The 18,193-nt window shown below is 62.3% G+C and carries 15 protein-coding genes; 9 read left to right on the top strand and 6 right to left on the bottom strand.

What is annotated here, in order from left to right; genetic code table 11:
* Positions 1–44: 44 nt before the first annotated feature.
* From parE to FX984_RS28410, 4 genes are all read left to right on the top strand, one after another.
* Positions 45–1,949 (top strand): DNA topoisomerase IV subunit B, encoded by a 1,905-nt coding sequence (gene parE, locus FX984_RS28425; RefSeq protein WP_027604917.1) that lies wholly within the window; start codon positions 45–47, stop codon positions 1,947–1,949.
* Positions 1,949–2,944: an esterase-like activity of phytase family protein gene (locus tag FX984_RS28420; RefSeq protein ID WP_108573630.1), complete on the top strand. Its 996-nt coding sequence runs from the start codon at positions 1,949–1,951 to the stop codon at positions 2,942–2,944. Before parE ends, FX984_RS28420 begins: the two co-directional genes overlap by 1 nt.
* A gap of 73 nt (positions 2,945–3,017) precedes the next feature.
* Entirely contained in the window at positions 3,018–5,282 is a 2,265-nt protein-coding gene (parC, locus tag FX984_RS28415; RefSeq protein ID WP_146476855.1) for a DNA topoisomerase IV subunit A, read from the top strand.
* Between the two features lie 173 nt (positions 5,283–5,455).
* Positions 5,456–6,166 carry a PqiC family protein gene (locus FX984_RS28410; protein ID WP_027604914.1) on the top strand — a complete coding sequence of 237 codons (711 nt, stop codon included), beginning with the start codon at positions 5,456–5,458 and terminating at the stop codon, positions 6,164–6,166.
* 168 nt (positions 6,167–6,334) lie between these two features.
* Here FX984_RS28410 and FX984_RS28405 read toward each other — a convergent pair whose 3' ends face one another.
* Entirely contained in the window at positions 6,335–7,867 is a 1,533-nt protein-coding gene (locus FX984_RS28405) for an AhpA/YtjB family protein (protein ID WP_027604913.1), read from the bottom strand.
* A gap of 133 nt (positions 7,868–8,000) precedes the next feature.
* Between FX984_RS28405 and serB the strand changes: the two genes are divergently transcribed.
* Entirely contained in the window at positions 8,001–9,215 is a 1,215-nt protein-coding gene (serB, locus tag FX984_RS28400; protein ID WP_027604912.1) for a phosphoserine phosphatase SerB, read from the top strand.
* A 50-nt stretch (positions 9,216–9,265) separates the two neighbouring features.
* Here the strand turns inward: serB and asd are convergent, their stop codons facing one another.
* From asd to FX984_RS28385, 3 genes are read right to left on the bottom strand one after another with little or no spacing between them, the layout of a single operon-like run.
* The gene (asd, locus tag FX984_RS28395) at positions 9,266–10,126 is read right to left on the bottom strand and encodes an archaetidylserine decarboxylase (protein WP_146476856.1); all 861 of its coding nucleotides are present in this window, start codon (positions 10,124–10,126) and stop codon (positions 9,266–9,268) included.
* 16 nt (positions 10,127–10,142) lie between these two features.
* Positions 10,143–10,958: a rhodanese-like domain-containing protein gene (locus tag FX984_RS28390; RefSeq protein WP_027604911.1), complete on the bottom strand. Its 816-nt coding sequence runs from the start codon at positions 10,956–10,958 to the stop codon at positions 10,143–10,145.
* A gap of 58 nt (positions 10,959–11,016) precedes the next feature.
* A complete protein-coding gene (locus FX984_RS28385) occupies positions 11,017–12,552 on the bottom strand; it encodes an HDOD domain-containing protein (RefSeq protein WP_027604910.1) in 1,536 nt (511 codons plus the stop codon).
* Positions 12,553–12,719: 167 nt separating this feature from the next.
* Between FX984_RS28385 and motA the strand changes: the two genes are divergently transcribed.
* A complete protein-coding gene (motA, locus tag FX984_RS28380; protein ID WP_003171338.1) occupies positions 12,720–13,571 on the top strand; it encodes a flagellar motor stator protein MotA in 852 nt (283 codons plus the stop codon).
* Between the two features lie 3 nt (positions 13,572–13,574).
* Entirely contained in the window at positions 13,575–14,597 is a 1,023-nt protein-coding gene (gene motB / locus FX984_RS28375) for a flagellar motor protein MotB (protein WP_027604909.1), read from the top strand.
* 49 nt (positions 14,598–14,646) lie between these two features.
* Here motB and rsgA read toward each other — a convergent pair whose 3' ends face one another.
* A complete protein-coding gene (rsgA, locus tag FX984_RS28370; protein ID WP_017734951.1) occupies positions 14,647–15,678 on the bottom strand; it encodes a small ribosomal subunit biogenesis GTPase RsgA in 1,032 nt (343 codons plus the stop codon).
* 108 nt (positions 15,679–15,786) lie between these two features.
* On the opposite strand from rsgA, the gene orn reads away from it, so the two are divergent.
* Positions 15,787–16,329: an oligoribonuclease gene (orn, locus tag FX984_RS28365; RefSeq protein WP_010213620.1), complete on the top strand. Its 543-nt coding sequence runs from the start codon at positions 15,787–15,789 to the stop codon at positions 16,327–16,329.
* 175 nt (positions 16,330–16,504) lie between these two features.
* Entirely contained in the window at positions 16,505–17,119 is a 615-nt protein-coding gene (locus FX984_RS28360; RefSeq protein WP_027604906.1) for a trimeric intracellular cation channel family protein, read from the top strand.
* Here the strand turns inward: FX984_RS28360 and queG are convergent.
* Entirely contained in the window at positions 17,116–18,180 is a 1,065-nt protein-coding gene (gene queG / locus FX984_RS28355) for a tRNA epoxyqueuosine(34) reductase QueG (protein WP_027604905.1), read from the bottom strand. The genes FX984_RS28360 and queG overlap by 4 nt on opposite strands.
* Positions 18,181–18,193 lie beyond the last annotated feature (13 nt).

Here is an 18,193-nt window from a genome sequence, read left to right as displayed (position 1 = left end):
AGCCGCAGGTCACTTTTTAATCGAACGACTCACGACGAGACCCCATGGCCACTCCCAGCGCTAGCTCTTATAACGCCGACGCCATCGAAGTCCTCTCGGGCCTCGACCCGGTGCGCAAACGCCCCGGCATGTACACCGACACCAGTCGGCCGAACCACCTTGCCCAGGAAGTCATCGACAACAGTGTCGACGAAGCCTTGGCCGGGCACGCCAAGTCGGTGCACGTCATTCTTCACGCCGACCACTCCCTGGAAGTGTCCGACGATGGTCGCGGCATGCCGGTGGACATTCACCCGGAAGAGGGCGTGTCGGGCGTCGAGCTGATCCTCACCAAGCTGCACGCCGGCGGTAAGTTCTCCAACAAGAACTACCAGTTCTCCGGTGGCTTGCACGGTGTGGGTATTTCCGTGGTCAACGCCCTGTCCACGCTGGTGCGGGTCAAGGTCAAGCGCGACGGCAACGAGTACGAGATGACCTTCGCCGATGGCTACAAAGCCACCGACCTGCAGGTCATCGGTACCGTCGGCAAGCGCAATACCGGCACCAGCGTGTACTTCGCGCCGGACCCTAAGTACTTCGACTCGCCGAAATTCTCCATCAGCCGCCTCAAGCACGTGCTCAAGGCCAAGGCCGTATTGTGCCCGGGCCTGCTGGTGACCTTTGAAGACAAAGGCACTGGCGAGAAAGTCGAGTGGCACTACGAAGACGGCCTGCGTTCCTACCTGGAAGACTCCGTCAGTGATTTCGAACGCCTGCCCAACGAGCCGTTCTGCGGCAGCCTGGCCGGCAACAAGGAAGCCGTCGACTGGGCGCTGCTGTGGCTGCCCGAAGGCGGCGACAGCGTGCAGGAAAGCTATGTCAACCTGATCCCCACCGCCCAGGGCGGCACCCACGTCAACGGTTTGCGCCAGGGCCTGCTGGATGCCATGCGCGAATTCTGTGAATACCGCAGCCTGCTGCCCCGTGGTGTGAAGCTGGCGCCGGAAGACGTGTGGGAGCGCATTGCGTTCGTGCTGTCGATGAAAATGCAGGAACCGCAGTTCTCCGGCCAGACCAAGGAGCGCCTGTCGTCCCGCGAAGCGGCGGCGTTTGTCTCCGGTGTGGTCAAGGATGCTTTCAGCCTGTGGCTCAACGAGCACCCGGAACTGGGCCTGGCCCTGGCGGAACTGGCGATCAACAACGCCGGCCGTCGCCTCAAGGCCAGCAAGAAGGTCGAGCGCAAGCGCATTACCCAGGGCCCGGCATTGCCGGGCAAGCTGGCCGATTGCGCCGGGCAGGACCCGATGCGCTCCGAGCTGTTCCTGGTCGAAGGTGACTCCGCCGGTGGTTCCGCCAAGCAAGCGCGGGACAAGGAGTTCCAGGCGATCCTGCCGTTGCGCGGCAAGATCCTCAATACCTGGGAAGTCGATGGCAGCGAAGTCCTTGCCAGCCAGGAAGTGCACAACATCGCCGTGGCCATCGGCGTCGACCCGGGCGCAGCCGACATGAGCCAGCTGCGCTACGGCAAGATCTGCATCCTCGCCGACGCCGACTCCGACGGCCTGCACATCGCGACCCTGCTGTGCGCGTTGTTCGTGCAGCACTTCCGTCCGTTGGTGGATGCCGGTCACGTCTACGTCGCCATGCCGCCGCTGTACCGGATCGACCTGGGCAAGGAGATTTTCTACGCCCTGGACGAAGCCGAGCGCGATGGCATTCTCGACCGCCTGGTGGCCGAGAAGAAGCGTGGCAAGCCGCAGGTCACCCGATTCAAGGGCCTGGGTGAAATGAACCCGCCGCAACTGCGTGAAACCACCATGGACCCCAACACCCGGCGCCTGGTGCAGTTGACCCTGGAAGACTTCGCCGCCACCTCGGAAATGATGGACATGCTGCTGGCGAAGAAACGCGCGCCGGACCGCAAGTCCTGGCTGGAATCCAAAGGCAACCTCGCCGAGGTCCTGGGCTGATGCGCACAGGTTTCGCCCTGGCGATCCTGATGTTGAGCGGGCTGGTGGCCACTTCGGTAGTTGCCGCGCCCGTGGCTGAGCTCAAGCTGGTGTCCGAATACCCGGTGGACGGCATGCGCGGCGGGAACCTGTCGGGCCTGGCGCTGTGTGGCAAGGCGCTGTGGACGGTTTCCGATCGTGATGACGACCAGATCTACCGTCTCGATACCCGTGCGCCGACCTGGCAAGCCGAAGCGGTAAGCATCGATGTGCCGCCGGTGCCGGAATCCGGGTTGCCCTGGGGGCTGCGTTCGCGCACTAAGGCTGCGTCGTTCATTCGCGGTGGCGACCTGGATTTCGAAGGCATCACCTGCGATGCCGCCGGCAATCGCTACATTGTCAGCGAAGCCCATGCGGCGGTGCTGCAGGTGCCGGTGAACGGTGCGCCTGAATGGTTGAAGATCGCCCCGGGCATGGTGCGTGAAGCCCGGGCCAGTGGCATGTTGCTGCACTTCAATGCGTTGTTCGAAGGCCTGGCAATCAACCCCGAGGGCAATCAGCTCTGGCTGGCTGCGGAGCGTGAGCGGCGCGGCCTCATCTCCATCAAGCGCCCGCAAAGCCTTTGGGATTGCGACGGCCCTTGCGTGTTGCTGAGCGAGGCCGGCCAGGAGATGCAGCCGGCCAAGTTCGTCGGTGCCAAGGCGGTGTCCAAGGATTTCGCCGATCTGTCACTGTTCAACGGCAAGCTGTTTACCCTGGAGCGCAATGCGTTCCAGATCTGCCGGCGCGATACGGTCACGGCCAAGGTCGAGCTATGCTGGTCGTTCGCCGACGAAACCCTGACGCCCGAGCGGCGTTACGCCCAGCCCTATGGCCTGGCCGAAGCCCTGGTGGTGGACGCAGACGGTGCCTGGCTGGGCATCGACAATAATTTCGGCCCCCGCGCCGATGGGGAAAAACGCCCCATGGTCTATCGTTTTGCCGCCCCCGCCGGCGGCTGGAGCGCCCAGCCATGAGCGGCTACTTTTTTGAATCGATCCGGCGCGGCGGCATTTCCGCTGCGCCTTACCAAACAATGATGAGGCCCGCATGAGTGACATCCTCGCAGACAGCTTAGATGGCGTAGAACGCCGGTCGCTGGCTGACTTCACCGAAAATGCCTACCTCAACTACTCCATGTACGTGATCATGGACCGTGCCTTGCCGCATATCGGCGACGGCCTCAAGCCCGTACAGCGGCGCATCATCTACGCCATGAGTGAGTTGGGCCTGGACGCCGACTCCAAGCACAAGAAGTCGGCGCGTACCGTCGGTGACGTGCTCGGTAAGTTCCACCCCCATGGCGATTCGGCGTGCTACGAAGCCATGGTGCTGATGGCCCAGCCGTTCAGCTACCGCTACACCCTCGTCGACGGCCAGGGTAACTGGGGTGCGCCGGATGATCCCAAGTCCTTCGCGGCCATGCGTTACACCGAGGCGCGCCTGTCGCGCTATTCGGAGGTGTTGCTCAGCGAACTGGGCCAGGGTACCGCGAACTGGGGGCCGAACTTTGACGGTACTCTCGACGAGCCCCTGGTGTTGCCCGCACGTTTGCCGAATATCCTGCTCAATGGCACCACCGGTATCGCGGTCGGCATGGCCACCGACGTACCGCCGCACAACCTGCGCGAAGTCGCCACCGCCTGCGTGCGCTTGCTGGATGAGCCAAAGGCCACGGTCGAGCAGCTGTGCGAGCATATCCAGGGCCCGGATTACCCGACCGAAGCGGAAATCATCACGCCGCGCGCCGACCTGCTGAAGATGTACGAAACCGGCAAGGGCTCGGTGCGCATGCGTGCCGTGTATCACATCGAAGACGGCGACATTATCGTCACCGCCCTGCCGCACCAGGTATCCGGGGCCAAGGTGCTGGAGCAGATTGCTGCGCTGATGCAGGCCAAACCGTCGAAACTGCCCCAGGTCGCTGACCTGCGTGACGAGTCCGACCACGAAAACCCCTGCCGCATCGTGATCATCCCGACCAACAGCCGGGTCGACCACGAAGTGCTGATGCAGCATCTGTTTGCCAGCACGGACCTGGAGTCCAGCTACCGGGTCAACGTCAACATCATCGGCCTGGACGGCAAGCCGCAGTTGAAGAACCTGCGCAACCTGCTGGTCGAGTGGCTGGAGTTCCGGATACAAACCGTACGCCGCCGCCTGCAGTTCCGCCTCGACAAGGTCGAACGCCGCCTGCACCTGTTGGACGGCTTGCTGATTGCCTACCTCAACCTGGATGAAGTGATCCACATCATCCGTACCGCCGAGCACCCGAAAGCCGAGCTGATCGCGCGTTTCGAGCTGAGCGAGATCCAGGCCGACTACATCCTCGACACCCGCTTGCGTCAGTTGGCACGCCTGGAAGAGATGAAGCTGCGCGACGAACAGGACGCGCTGCTCAAGGAGCAAGCCAAGCTGCAAGCCCTGCTGGGCAGCGAAGCCAAGCTGAAGAAGCTGGTGCGCAGCGAGTTGATCAAGGACGCCGAAACCTATGGCGACGACCGCCGTTCGCCAATCGTGCAGCGTGCCGAAGCCAAGGCGCTGACAGAGACCGAACTGCTGCCGAACGAGAAAATTACCGTCGTTCTGTCGGAAAAGGGTTGGGTTCGTTCAGCCAAAGGGCATGATATTGACGCCACTGGTCTGTCGTACAAGGCCGGTGATGGCTTCAAGACCGCTGCGGCTGGGCGTTCCAACCAGTTTGCGGTGTTTATTGACTCCACCGGGCGCAGTTATTCGGTGCCGGCCCATACCTTGCCATCGGCGCGGGGGCAGGGCGAGCCGTTGACCGGTCGCCTGACGCCGCCACCTGGGGCGAATTTTGAATGTGTGCTGCTGCCGGATGACGATTCTCTGTATGTGATCGCTTCCGACGCGGGCTACGGGTTCGTGGTCAAGGGTGAAGACCTGCAGGCCAAGAACAAGGCGGGCAAGGCATTGTTGAGCCTGCCGAACAACGCCAAGGTCATCCTGCCGCGTCCGGTGGAAGACCGCGAAGGCAACTGGCTGGCGTCGGTGACCACCGAAGGGCGCTTGCTGGTGTTCAAGATCAGCGATCTGCCGCAGTTGGGCAAAGGCAAGGGCAACAAGATTATTGGTATTCCCGGCGAGCGGGTGGCCAGTCGCGAAGAGTACGTGACCGACATCGCGGTGATCCCGGAAGGTTCCACCCTGGTGCTCCAGGCCGGCAAGCGCACGTTGTCATTGCGCCCCGACGACCTCGAACACTACAAGGGCGAGCGTGGTCGTCGCGGTAATAAACTGCCCCGCGGCTTCCAGCGTGTGGATGCTTTGCTGTTGGAGACGCCGGTTTAAGGCGTATTAGAGCCCTCGATCTACGATTTAAAGCGTAGATCGACGCTTTGGCGCTGGAGTCATGGCGCATATTCACGGATGATATGGCCTTTCCAGCGCCGGCGTGGCCGAGCGTGTTTAGGTTATTTTTAGTATTACATTGTGGTTCGCCTTGTGGCAGCCACCTGGATGGGATGATGACTGCTCCACGCGTTCCTCTATTTTTGATGCTCGCTGGCCTTTTGGGGTTGGCGGGTTGCAGCACACACCAGCCTGTGTCGCTGTACCAGCTGGACAGCGGAAGTCCAGCTCAGCCAGCCCAGACCGCTGGCATGGCCGTTTTGCTCGGGCCGGTGGTCGTCGCCGACTACCTGCAACGCGAAACCCTGCTGCAACGTCAGAACGATGGAAGCCTGCAAGGTTCCACCGATGGTCGTTGGGCAGGCAGTTTATCGTCTGACATCAACCAGTTGATGTTGCGTCAGGTGGCCGGTCAGTTGGACAGCCAGCGTGTGGTCCTGGCGCCCGCGCCAACCGGCTTCAGCCCGGATGTGCAGGTGTTGCTGACCATTACCCGGCTCGACTCCGGTAAATCACAACCGGCGATCCTCGATGCGCAATGGCGCTTGATCGACCGTCGCGGCCAGGTGCGTGATAACCGCATCGTGCACCTGCAGGAAGAACATGCCGGCACCACTGCGTCTCAGGTTCAGGCCCAGGGCGTGCTGCTGCAGCAATTGGCGCAGCAGTTGTCGGTGGCCCTCAAGCCCCTGGCCAACCAGCCCCCCATCGCCGAGGCGCCCCGTAAGTCGGCCCCGGTACAGGCCAAGCCGGCAGAGCCGCAAAAGCCGAAGATGCCGATGGCTACGCCGATCCGTACGGATATGGAAGTGTTCAGATTCTGATCTGAATGCCACATAAACAAAAGGCCCGCTGATTCAGCGGGCCTTTTGTTTGTGTGCGATTTACTTGAGGTTTGTGGAGATCCAAATATGGGAGAGGGCAAGCCCTAATGTCTCCTGTAGGAGCGAGCAAGCTCGCTCCTACAGGAGACATTAGTCCGGCGGTGTGCTTCAGGGCTTGGAGCGGGTCTCATGCATCCGTGCCAACTGCCGCTCCAGCATCGATGGATACGGTTCCATCAACCGTTCCACGCAGCTTGCCCCCTCGGGGCTGGCAATCGGGCGGATACGCGCGCGTTGGCGGATCAGCGTGTCTTCACTGATCTTGCGCTCCACCAGCAGCAGGTTGCGGCTGTGCTGGGACAAGGCCAGTGCGTCCTGGGCGTTTTCAGTCAGCAGCAGGTCGATCTGGCTCATGCCGAACAGGTCGTCGCCCACGGTGAGGCCCAGTTGCAGTTGCAGGGTGATGCCGCTGTCGGCGACTTCGATCTGCAATTCATGGCCCAGGGCGCGCAGCAACTCACCACAGCAAATCGCATTGGTCAGGTAGTCTTCGCCGCTGTCTTCGCTGTGGAACAGCATCAGCGTGCTGCCGTCGTTCAGGGTGTGCAGTTCGCTCTGGTACAGCGAGGCGGCCTGGTCGAGGCAGTCGCGGTAGCGCTCCAGCAGTTCGGTCAGGCGTGCGCGGGGCAGGCGACGCAATTGGTCCTGGGCACCCAGTTGCACGGCGAGCACAGCGCTGTACTGCGGCTCGCTGCTGCGTACCGGCGCTGCCTTGGGGGCGATTGCGGGGCTGTCGGCTGACGTATCGCGCAGGTCGGCGAAGGGGTCTTCATCGTCCAGCTCGTCTTCTTCGGCCTTGAAGGCATGGCGCGGTGCCGGCTTGAGGCCCGCCACCGGCGGACGCTCGTCGAAGCCCGGGTCACGCAGGTTGCGCACTTCGAACTCCGGCTCTTCGTCGTAATCGGTGTCGTCGTATTCAGGCTCTGGCTCGACCTCGGGCACCACCGGTTCCGGGGCGAAGCTGGCGTGCAGCTGGCGGGCAAGGTCGCCGATTTCATCCTGGCGGTCGGTTGCCGGGGTGTGCTCGTCGATGTCCCGCAGCCAGATGCGCAGTTGCATGAGCGGCGTGGAGATATGCCGCCCCAGGCGCAGGCTCAGGGCCAGGGCCAATGCCAGCAGGATGGCGCTGAGGATGCCCATGCTTTGCAGGCTGATGGTCATCGGCTGCTGGAACTGCTGCATGTCGAGGCTGATACGCAGTTGGCCGGCCTTCACATCCTGAAACGTGATATTGCTCTGGTACAGGCCTTCGGCTTCGCCCAACAGGCCGTTTTTCGGGCGCTGCCCGGCTTCGGCCATGATGCGGTTGTCCACGCTGTAGATGGCGGCATGGGCCACCAGCGGGTTCTTGGTCAGGTTGTTGAGCAGCACGTTGAGGCTGAGGATGTCGTTGGACACCAGCAGCTCAGTCGCCGAAGTGGCGGTCTGCGTGGTCAGGCTCTCGCCCAGGGCGTCGGCCTGCTCGTGCATGGCCTGCTTGAATTGCAAACCCATCACGCAGGCGTAGATCACCAGGGCCAATGCGACCAGGATCACGTTATGGCTGGCGATGCGTAATGCGATCGGTACACGGCGGTGGCGCAGTGCCCGGAAGATCAGCAGGAAGAAGTTGTCGGTTTTTACTGGCGTGGGCCGGTTCACTTGAGCTCGGCTCTTGGTCCGTGAAGTTGACGCGCAGTATAGCGACAGGCCCAAGACCGGCAAAGCGCTGGCTGTGCCCGATGGTCACTGAAAGTGGGTAGAATGCGGTTTTTTTCCAGCCTGGGGGTGCGCCTTGCGCGAAATTGTCCTGATTAACATCACTGGTGAAGACCGCCCAGGTCTTACCGCAGCCATTACCGGCGTTCTGGCCCAGGGTGGTGTGAACATTCTCGACATCGGCCAGGCGGTGATCCACGACACGCTGTCGTTCGGCATCCTGGTGGAAATCCCCAGCACCGAGCAGGCCTCATCGGTGCTCAAGGACATCCTGTTTACGGCGTATAAGCTCGATCAGCAGGTGCGTTTCACCCCGGTGTCCGAAGCGGATTACCAGCAGTGGGTGGCCGGCCAGGGCAAGAAGCGCCATATCGTGACGCTGCTGACCCGCAAGGTCACCGCCGAACAGCTGCAGCGCGTCAGCTCCATCACCGCGCAGTATGGTTTGAACATCGACCATATCGACCGTCTGTCGGGGCGCATGCCATTGGACACCCCGGCCGACAAGGGCAAGGGCTGCATCGAGTTCTCCGTGCGCGGTGAGCCGGCCGACCCGCAAGCCCTGCGCGCCGAATTCCTCAGCGTGGCCCAGGAGCTGAATGTCGATATCGCCTTCCAGGAGGATTCTCTGTTCCGCCGCAACCGCCGCCTGGCGGTGTTCGACATGGACTCCACGCTGATCGAAGCCGAAGTCATCGACGAGTTGGCCAAGGCGGCCGGCGTGGGTGAGCAGGTGTCCGAAATCACCGAGCGCGCCATGGCCGGGGAATTGGATTTCCGCGCCAGCTTCAAGGAGCGCCTGGCCTTGCTCAAGGGCCTGGACGTGAGCGTGCTGGACTCCATCGGCGCGTCGCTGCGCCTGACCGAAGGCGCCGAAACCCTGTTTGCCGAACTCAAGCGCCTGGGCTACAAGACAGCAATCCTGTCGGGTGGCTTCACCTACTTCGCCAAGCAATTGCAGGCCAAGCTGGGCATCGACTATGTGTTCGCCAACGAATTGGAAGTGGTGGATGGCAAGGTGACCGGCGTCGCGGTCGAGCCGATTGTCGATGCGCAGCGCAAGGCGGACCTGCTGAAGGAATTGGCCCACAAGGAAGGTTTGCGTCTGGAGCAGACCATTGCGGTCGGTGACGGCGCCAACGACCTGCCGATGCTGGCCATTGCCGGTTTGGGTGTGGCATTCCGTGCCAAGCCATTGGTCAAGCAATCGGCCAAGCAGGCGATTTCTACCCTGGGGTTGGATGGCGTGCTGTATCTGCTGGGTTTTCGCGACCGCGACGGTCAGTTGTAACTGACTAAACGTGGGAGGGGGGCAAGCCCTCTCCCACATTGGGTTCGGCGTCAGGCTTTAGGTAACGCTATGCCTTGGCCCATCTGCACCGGCGAACCTGCCACCAGTTCCTCTGCCCACTTCACCTGATCCGGCCCGAACAGCACGATCGCAGTGGAGCCCAACTTGAAGCGACCCAATTCCGCACCCTTCTCCAGGTGAATCGGCGCGCGGGCAGCTTCGTCATAGCGGAAGGTTTTCAGCTCGCGCTTCGGCGGAGTCACCAGGCCGGCCCATACGGTTTCAATCGACGCGACAATCATCGCTCCCACCAATACCACGGCCATCGGGCCACGTTCGGTGTCGAACAGGCAGACAACGCGCTCGTTACGCGCAAACAACTCCGGCACGTTTTCGGCGGTGGTCTGGTTCACCGAGAAAATCCGCCCAGGTACGTAGACCATTTCACGCAGGGTACCGGCCAGAGGCATATGCACCCGGTGGTAGTCCTTCGGCGACAGGTAGATGGTGGCGAAATCGCCGCCCATGAACGGCGCGGCGACCGCTGCATCGCCGCCCAGCAGTTCCAGTACGCTGAAGCTGTGGCCTTTGGCCTGGAACACGCGACCGTGTTCGATGGGGCCAAGCTGGCTGACCGCGCCATCGGCTGGGCTCAGCACTGCGCCAGGGGTCTGGTCGAGTGGGCGGGCGCCGTCTTTCAGGGCGCGGGTGAAGAAGGCGTTGAAGTGCTCGTAAGCGGTCACGTCTTCTACCAGGGCCTGGGACATATCCACTTGATAGTGCTTGGCGAACCACGTGGTGAAGGCATTCTTGAACCAGCGCACGCGGCACTCGGCGATGCAGCCGGCCAACCGCGACAGCAGGTGGTGCGGCAGCAGGTACTGGCTGAGGATAAACAACTGCTTTTTCATTGACTGTCCTTAAACCTTAAATCTCGACGGGGGTGTCGGGGTGGTTGCCCCATTCGCCCCAGGAACCGGCATAACCTTTGACTCGCGGATAACCGAGCGCCTTGGCCACCAGGTAGGTGAAGCCAGAGCGATGATGAGTCTGGCAGTGGGTGATGATTTCTTTGTCTTTGGTCAGCCCGAGGTCTTCGAGGATCTGCGGCATGTCGCGGCGAATGCGCAGGTTGCGCGCCTTGTCCATGCCGGCGGTCCACTCGAAATTCACCGCGCCGGGGATGTGGCCGCCTTTGGCCGCGAGGACTTTCTCGCCGGAGTATTCCAGCGGGCCACGCGCATCCCAGATGCCCAGGTCGGCAGCGCCGAGACGGCTTTGCAGGTATTCGCGGGTGGCAGTGGGGCCATCGTGCAGCGTAAGGCTGACCGGGCCGCCGGCCGGGGCGGGCACGTCGGTGGAGAGCGGGTGCTTGCCCTCCAGCCACGCCAGCAGGCCGCCATCCAGGTAGTGGTATTTCTGGTGGCCGATCACATCGAGCATCCAGATGAAACGCCCGGCCCAGCCACCGCCTTCGTCGTCATAGACCACGTAGGTGGCGTCGGGCGTGTGGCCCAGTTCGCCGAACAGTTTCTCAAGCTCGGCCTTGCCGGGCAGCAGGCCGGGCGCCGGCGCCTGGCCCAGTTGGGTGCGCTTGGGGTCAACGAAGTGCGCGCCGGGGATGTGCCCTTCGGCGTAGCGGGCGGCACTGGTGAGGTCCACCAGAATCAGGTGTTCGGCATCCAGTTGAGCGAGCAGGTCACTGGATTCGATCACCAGCGGCAAGCCAGAGAAGTCAGGCATGTGAGGTCTCCTGGGCACGAATGTTGGCGATTAAAGGACGGCGATTGTAGCGCAAGCATCAAGCGCTGCGGTTGGTAAAGCTGTGCAGGGCTTTCTCGATGCATTGGGCGGTTTTACCGAAGGCCTGCACGGTGGTTTCCGAGAACGGCCCGCCGCCCTGGTCGGCGACCATCACCATCACCACGCGACCGTTGCAGCTCATGGACCGCAACAACAGGTGCTCGCCGGTGAACAGGCGGCGCAGGATCGGCGGCAGCAGTGCCGAGAACTGGGCGTGGTTTTCCGGTGTGAGGCGCACCTGGGCGGACTTTTCCAGCAGGCGCTGCAGCAGCGTACTGTTGACCACGTCCAGGCTCAGGTTGGCGGCGTCCTTCGGCAGGCCGTCGGCCTGATGCACGCGCAAGGTGCTCAGGGCACGATCGGCCATGAACAGCAGGACGCGCTGCATGCCGCTGGCCACCAGGGCTTCCTTGGCGCACGTGGTCAAATGCATGGCGTTGGCAAAGCGGCTCGGCTCTACCAGCAGTTCGGTACAACGCTTGCGCCAGACGGCCAGGGCTTCGGCGGTGGGCGGTGGTGCAGGCAGCAGGCCGCGATGAATCTTGTGCACATGCCACGGCCAGATCAGCGACAGCGCCGGGTGCCAGAGGTCGGGCATCAAGGTGCTGCGAGCGCTGGTGACGGCTTGCTGGTGCACCTGTTGCTGCACCTCGCCCAGGGGCTGTTGCAGGTACAACGCGGTGAGGTACTGCCAGCGCTGGGTGTGCGGGCAGGTCCAGGACTCCTGGGCCGACATCGCCAGGCCGTTGGCCAGCAGCACGGTATTGGCCGGCTGATTCAACCAGCGGCGCAGGTTTGGGTCGGCGTCGAGCAGTTGCTGGTGACGAAGAGGGTCGTCTTCGCGGGCGATGTGCAGGGCCTTGACCAGTAAGCGCTGCTCGGTCCGCAACAGGGTATAACCCTGGGATACCCAGATCGGCAGGTGCCAGGTCTCGGTCAGGCCGAGGCACAGGTCCAGCAGGCGCACGCCGAACAATGCCTGTTCGACCTTGCGTGCCGACTCGCCCTTGTGGATGACCCGCAGTTCCCATTCTTCCAGGAGCTTGGGGTAGGCAACGGCCATCGGCCACAGCGGTGAAAGAAACAGCAGGCTGCCCCAGTGAATGTCCTGCCACAGCCGCGCCAGGCGACTGCCGAACAATCCATTGGCTTGTTGCGAGGCGTGCTGGCTGACCAGCAACAGCTGGCGCAGCGCTACGGGAATTTCATGGGCCGGCACCGACGGCAGGCGTGCCAGCAGTTCCTCGGCGCGTTTGAGGCCCAGGCGGTTAAGCGCCACTTCGAGGTTTTCCGCCGGCGCCGTCAGGCTGCCATGGGTGTGGCTGTTGGCCTCGCGCATGACACTGAGTACGAGGGCCGGGCTGTCTTGCATCAGCTCGGCAATATCCCGCAACGAACTGCGGCTATCGCGGATGGCTTTGCACACGCGGTCATGGCTGGCCTGTGGAACAGGCAGCAGCACTTCGTCCAGGCGCTTGATCCAAGCGGCTAGAGAAGCAGGTTTTGCAGTTGGGACTGTCGTTTCATTAGCCATGATTGGGGCGCGATCATCACTTGCGGTCAACACACCCGGAGCGGGCCGAACTGGCTTTTCGCCTTAACGGGCTATAGTCTGGCGCAGTTTTGCCGATAAGTAGAACAAGAGTTTTCCAGTTCCCCCAAATATGTCCATGAACCCGACGGCGCAAGTACTCATCTCCTATGGCTAAAATTATCGGCATTATCGTCGTCTTCGCGAGCGTGCTCGGCGGCTACGTCCTGTCCCACGGTAAAATTGCGGCACTGATCCAGCCTTTCGAGGTGATGATTATCGGTGGTGCGGCACTGGGTGCCTTCCTGCAGGCGAACCCCGGCTACATGACCATGCACGTGATCAAGAAGTCGCTGAGCATGTTCGGTTCGCGTTTCACCCACACGTTCTACCTGGAAGTGTTGGGCCTGGTTTACGAGATCCTCAACAAGAGCCGCCGCGAAGGCATGATGGCCATCGAGGCCGACATCGAAGACGCCGCGGCCAGCCCGATTTTCGCCAAGTACCCGGCCGTGCTCAAAGATGAGCGCATGACCGCCTATATCTGCGACTACCTGCGCATCATGTCCTCCGGCAACATGGCTCCCCATGAGCTTGAAGGCCTGTTCGACATGGAATTGTTCAGCCTCAAGGAAGAATTGGAGCATCCTTCCCATGCCGTGACCGGTGTAGCCGACGGCATGCCCGGCTTCGGTATCGTCGCGGCGGTACTGGGTATCGTGGTAACCATGGCTTCCCTGGGGGAAGGTGACCAGGCGGCTATCGGCATGCACGTAGGTGCGGCGTTGGTGGGGACCTTCTTCGGTATTCTCGCGGCCTACGGCTTCTTCGGCCCGCTGGCGACCTCCCTGGCCCACGACGCCAAGGAAGAAATCAACCTGTACGAATCGATCAAGGCCAGCCTGGTGGCGTCCGCTTCCGGCATGCCGCCTTCGTTGGCGGTGGAGTTCGGTCGCAAGGTGCTGTACCCGAAGCATCGCCCAAGCTTCGCCGAGCTGGAACAAGCGGTTCGCGGTCGCTAAGCCATGGAAAACAACCAGCCGATAATCATCAAGCGCGTCAAGCGCTTCGCTGCGGGGCACCACGGCGGCGCCTGGAAAATCGCTTTCGCCGACTTTGCCACGGCGATGATGGCGTTCTTCCTGGTGCTGTGGCTGATGTCCACCGCCACGCCCGAACAGAAGATCGCCATTGCCGGCTACTTCAAAGACCCGATTGGCTTCTCGGAAAGCGGCACGCCCTTCGTGATCGACCTGGGCGGTTCGCCGCAGTTGGCGCCTGAGCGCACCATCAACCCGGAAGTCAAGACCGAGGCACCGCAGGAAAAAATCCCGATCGAGCGCGATACCGTCGAAGCCATGGCCGAGCAGGTCGAGCAGGAACGTCTTGAGCTGTTGCTGCAAGAGTTGCAGAACAAGGTCGAGGAAAACCCGCAACTGCTGAAGTTCAAGGATCAGATTTCGTTCGAGATCACCCCGGATGGCTTGCGTATCCAGATCACCGACGCCGCCAACCGGCCGATGTTCGACTCTGGCAGCGCGCGTTTGAAACCGTACTTTGAAGACATCCTGCTGGCCATGGCCGACACCATCAAGGCGGTGCCGAACAAGATCAGCATCAGCGGCCACACCGATGCCAAGCCTTACGCGGGCCAGGGTGACTTCGGCAACTGGGAGCTTTCCGCCAACCGTGCCAACGCCGCGCGTCGTGCGCTGGTGGCTGGCAGCTATCCGGACCCGCAAGTGGCGCGGGTGGTGGGGTTTGCGTCCTCGCAACTGTTTGATGCGAAGGATCCGTTCAACCCGATCAACCGCCGCATCGATATCGTGGTGCTGACCAAAAAGGCCCAGCGTGCGATTGAAGGTGACCAGCATGTACCACCATCGGTCCCAACCTCAGGGGCGGGCGCGCCAGGTGAGGCCCCGGCCGACCCGAACACCATTCCGCACGGCCAGGAGCCATTGCCGGCCCATGAGCTGCGGCAGAAGCTGAACCTGTTTGATGATGGCGGGGTGAAAGATCCTACGGTGCCGGGGACGGGTTCCTAAGCCATATACAACAAGGCCGCGATGATCGCGGCCTTGTTGTTTCGCCAGTTTAGTAACTGCTTTCCGGCAAGCTCGCAATAATCGACCGATAGCTGTTCATTCGCTGCTGCTGCACGCGGCCGTCTTCCAGGGCCTTGAGCAGGGCGCAGCCCGGCTCGCGATCGTGTTTGCAATCGCGGAAGCGGCAGGTGCCGATCAGGTCGTTGAATTCGATAAAGCCCGCTTCCACATCGCTGCGGCTGACATGGCCGAGGCCGAATTCACGGATGCCCGGGGAGTCGATCAACTCACCGCCGCCCGGGAAGTGGAACAGCCGCGCCGTGGTGGTGGTGTGGGTGCCCTGGCCGGACAGCTCCGACAGCGGGCCCACGCGGGTATCGACTTCCGGCAGCAGGCTATTGACCAGCGAGGATTTGCCCACGCCCGACTGGCCGACAAAGACGCTGATACGTCCGTCCAACTGCTGTTGCAGCTGTTCCATGCCATTGCCGTGATGGGCCGAGACTTCCAGCACCGGGTAGCCCAGGGTGCGGTAGACCGCCAGCAGCGCGTTGAGCGCGGGGGCATTCTGCTCGTCGATCAGGTCGAATTTGTTCAGCAGCAACAACGGGCGAATGCCGGCATGCTCGGCCGCCACCAGGTAGCGGTCGATCAGGTTGGCATGGGGCTCGGGCAGCGGTGCAAACACGATCACGATCATGTCGACGTTGGCCGCTACCGGCTTGAGCTGGCCACGGCTGTCGGGGCGGCGCAGCTCGGTGGTGCGCGGCAGTTGGGCGACGATCACGCCGATGCCCTGGTTGCCGGCGCGCCAGACCACCTTGTCGCCGGTGACCAGCGCAGGCAGGTTGGCACGCAAGTGGCAGCGGAACACCTGGCCCGCGAGTTCGCCTTCCAGCGCCTCGACTTCGACCTGCACACCGAAGTGCGCGATTACCAGGCCCGTCTGTTCGGGGCCCAGGTCGCCGCCCTCGAGCGCTTCCACGGCGGAGGATTCACGTTTGGCGGCGCGGGCGGCGCGTTCACCTTGAATCTTTTCGATGCGCCAGTTTTGGCGACGATTGAGCTGGCGTTTGGCCATTGGTGTTCCGTGTCGATAATGCAAAGGTTGGGTAAAACGGTCGCGAGTCTAGCACGGCCCCGCCTGCTAAACTGCGCAGCTACGCCAAGGTGCCAAGAGAATCAAGCCATGCAAAACCCACAGAACCTGATTTGGATCGATCTGGAAATGACCGGTCTGAACCCTGACACCGACGTCATCATCGAGATGGCGACCATTGTCACCGACAGCAACCTCAACACCTTGGCCGAAGGTCCGGTGATCGCGATCCACCACAGCGACGCCGTGCTCGCCACCATGGACGAGTGGAACACCCGCACCCACGGCAACTCCGGCCTGACCCAGCGTGTGCGTGACAGCCGCATCAGCATGGCCGAAGCCGAAGCCGAAACCATTGCCTTCCTGGAGAAATGGGTGCCCAAGGGCAAGTCGCCGATCTGCGGCAACAGCATCTGCCAGGACCGCCGCTTCCTTTATACCCACATGAAGGCGCTGGAAAGCTACTTCCACTACCGCAACCTGGATGTGTCCACGCTCAAGGAACTGGCCGCGCGCTGGGCGCCGGAGGTCAAGGACAGCTTCCATAAAGGCAGCACCCACCTGGCGCTGGATGACATTCGCGAGTCGATCGCCGAGCTGCAGCATTACCGCAAGCATTTCATCAAGGCTTGAAACGGTTTCTTATCGTGTCCGGGCTTTCTGTAGTGAGCGGGCTTGCCCCGCGCTGGGCTGCCTAGCGGCCCCACTGCTGTTGCCGCATTTTTCCCTATAGATATCATCGCCAAGTATTTGGGGCTGCTGCGCAGCCCAGCGCGGGGCAAGCCCGCTCACTACAAGGATCGCCTTCATGCTGCTGATGCTCTACCTCATCGCCATCACCGCCGAAGCCATGACCGGCGCGTTGTCCGCCGGCCGGCGCGGCATGGACTGGTTTGGTGTGGTGCTGATCGCCTGCGTGACGGCATTGGGCGGCGGCTCGGTACGCGACGTATTGCTCGGTCACTACCCTCTGACGTGGGTCAAGCACCCGGAATACCTGGTGCTGACCTCCATCGCGGCGCTGGTGACGATCTTTATCGCACCCTTGATGCGTCGCCTGCGCTCGCTGTTCCTCGCGCTGGATGCCGTGGGCCTGGTCGCGTTCACCTTGATCGGCTGCATGACCGCCCTGGAAATGGGCCACGGCATGCTGGTGGCCTCGGTCAGCGGGGTGATCACCGGCGTCTTCGGCGGCATTCTGCGGGATATCTTCTGCAACGACATTCCGCTGATCTTCCGTCGTGAACTGTACGCCAGCGTGTCATTCCTCGCCGCCTGGTTCTACCTGCTGTGCCTCTACCTGGAACTGCCCAGCGAGCAGGCGATTCTACTGACCCTGTTCAGCGGCTTTCTATTGCGCCTGCTGGCGATCCGTTTTCACTGGGAAATGCCCAAGTTCGTCTACAACGACGACGTGCACTAGCGCGATGCGTGCTGGTTCAGCGCCCATTCCACATGTTCGCGTACCAGCTCCGACGGGTAATCCCGACGCGCCTTCAAGGCTTCCAGCACCGGAATGCTCGACGGCGCATTGCCCAGGCCCACCGCCAGGTTGCGCAGCCAGCGCTCGTAACCGGCACGGCGCAATGGTGAGCCTTCGGTACTGCTGAGGAATTTATCCTCATCCCACATGAACAGTTCCGCCAGCTCGGCGTTGTCCAGGTTGTGCCGTGGCTTGAAATCGCTTTCGGCAGTGGGTCGCGCGAAACGATTCCACGGACAAACGATCTGACAGTCATCGCAGCCGAATACCCGATTGCCGATCAGCGGGCGCAGGTCTTCCGGGATCGCGCTCTTGAGTTCGATGGTCAGGTAGGAAATGCAGCGCCGGGCGTCCAGCACATAGGGGCCGACAAACGCGTTGGTGGGGCAGATGTCCAGGCAGGCGGTGCAGCGGCCGCAGTGCTCGGTGGCGTGGGGTGGATCCACGGGCAGCGGCAAATCGACAAACAGTTCGCTGAGGAAGAAATAACTGCCAGCCTTGCGATTGAGCACCAGGGTGTTTTTACCGATCCAGCCAAGGCCGGCTTGTTCGGCAATGGCCTTTTCCAGCACGGGCGCACTGTCGACAAAGGCGCGAAAGCCGAAAGGGCCGATCTGCGCCTGGATACGGTCGGCCAACTGCTGCACGCGCTTGCGGATCAGCTTGTGGTAGTCACGGCCCAGGGCATAACGGGAGATGTAGGCTTTTTCCGGTTTTGCCAGCAGTTGCGCCATCTGCGTGTCGCCGGGCAGGTAATCCATGCGCAGCGACACCACGCGCAGGGTACCCGGCACCAGTTCGTCCGGGTGCGAGCGTTTGCTGCCATGGGCGCCCATGTAGTCCATCTCGCCGTGGTAGCCCGCGTCGAGCCAGCGTTGCAGATGGTGTTCATGCTCGGCCAGGTCCAGGCCGCTGATGCCGACTTGTTGAAAGCCCAGCTCGCGGCCCCAGTCTTTGATCGATTGGGCGAGGGCGGGCAGATCGGAGGTAATAGCGGGCATGAGACACGGGAAA

The sequence above is a fragment of the Pseudomonas marginalis genome, assembly GCF_008692035.1.
In the GTDB taxonomy this organism is placed as follows: Bacteria; Pseudomonadota; Gammaproteobacteria; order Pseudomonadales; family Pseudomonadaceae; genus Aquipseudomonas; species Aquipseudomonas marginalis.
Note: the sequence above shows the minus strand (reverse complement) of the source record. Positions and strands in the feature narration are given on the sequence as shown.

Excerpts from the sequence above, each read along its gene's own strand:
- queG (WP_027604905.1), bottom strand. The coding sequence starts at position 18,180 with ATGCCCGCTATTACCTCCGATCTGCCCGCCCTCGCCCAATCGATCAAA.
- asd (WP_146476856.1), bottom strand. The coding sequence starts at position 10,126 with ATGAAAAAGCAGTTGTTTATCCTCAGCCAGTACCTGCTGCCGCACCAC.
- FX984_RS28420 (WP_108573630.1), top strand. The coding sequence starts at position 1,949 with ATGCGCACAGGTTTCGCCCTGGCGATCCTGATGTTGAGCGGGCTGGTG.
- FX984_RS28360 (WP_027604906.1), top strand. The coding sequence starts at position 16,505 with ATGCTGCTGATGCTCTACCTCATCGCCATCACCGCCGAAGCCATGACC.
- rsgA (WP_017734951.1), bottom strand. The coding sequence starts at position 15,678 with ATGGCCAAACGCCAGCTCAATCGTCGCCAAAACTGGCGCATCGAAAAG.
- parE (WP_027604917.1), top strand. The coding sequence starts at position 45 with ATGGCCACTCCCAGCGCTAGCTCTTATAACGCCGACGCCATCGAAGTC.
- FX984_RS28390 (WP_027604911.1), bottom strand. The coding sequence starts at position 10,958 with ATGCCTGACTTCTCTGGCTTGCCGCTGGTGATCGAATCCAGTGACCTG.
- orn (WP_010213620.1), top strand. The coding sequence starts at position 15,787 with ATGCAAAACCCACAGAACCTGATTTGGATCGATCTGGAAATGACCGGT.
- motB (WP_027604909.1), top strand. The coding sequence starts at position 13,575 with ATGGAAAACAACCAGCCGATAATCATCAAGCGCGTCAAGCGCTTCGCT.
- parC (WP_146476855.1), top strand. The coding sequence starts at position 3,018 with ATGAGTGACATCCTCGCAGACAGCTTAGATGGCGTAGAACGCCGGTCG.
- motA (WP_003171338.1), top strand. The coding sequence starts at position 12,720 with ATGGCTAAAATTATCGGCATTATCGTCGTCTTCGCGAGCGTGCTCGGC.
- FX984_RS28410 (WP_027604914.1), top strand. The coding sequence starts at position 5,456 with ATGATGACTGCTCCACGCGTTCCTCTATTTTTGATGCTCGCTGGCCTT.
- FX984_RS28385 (WP_027604910.1), bottom strand. The coding sequence starts at position 12,552 with ATGGCTAATGAAACGACAGTCCCAACTGCAAAACCTGCTTCTCTAGCC.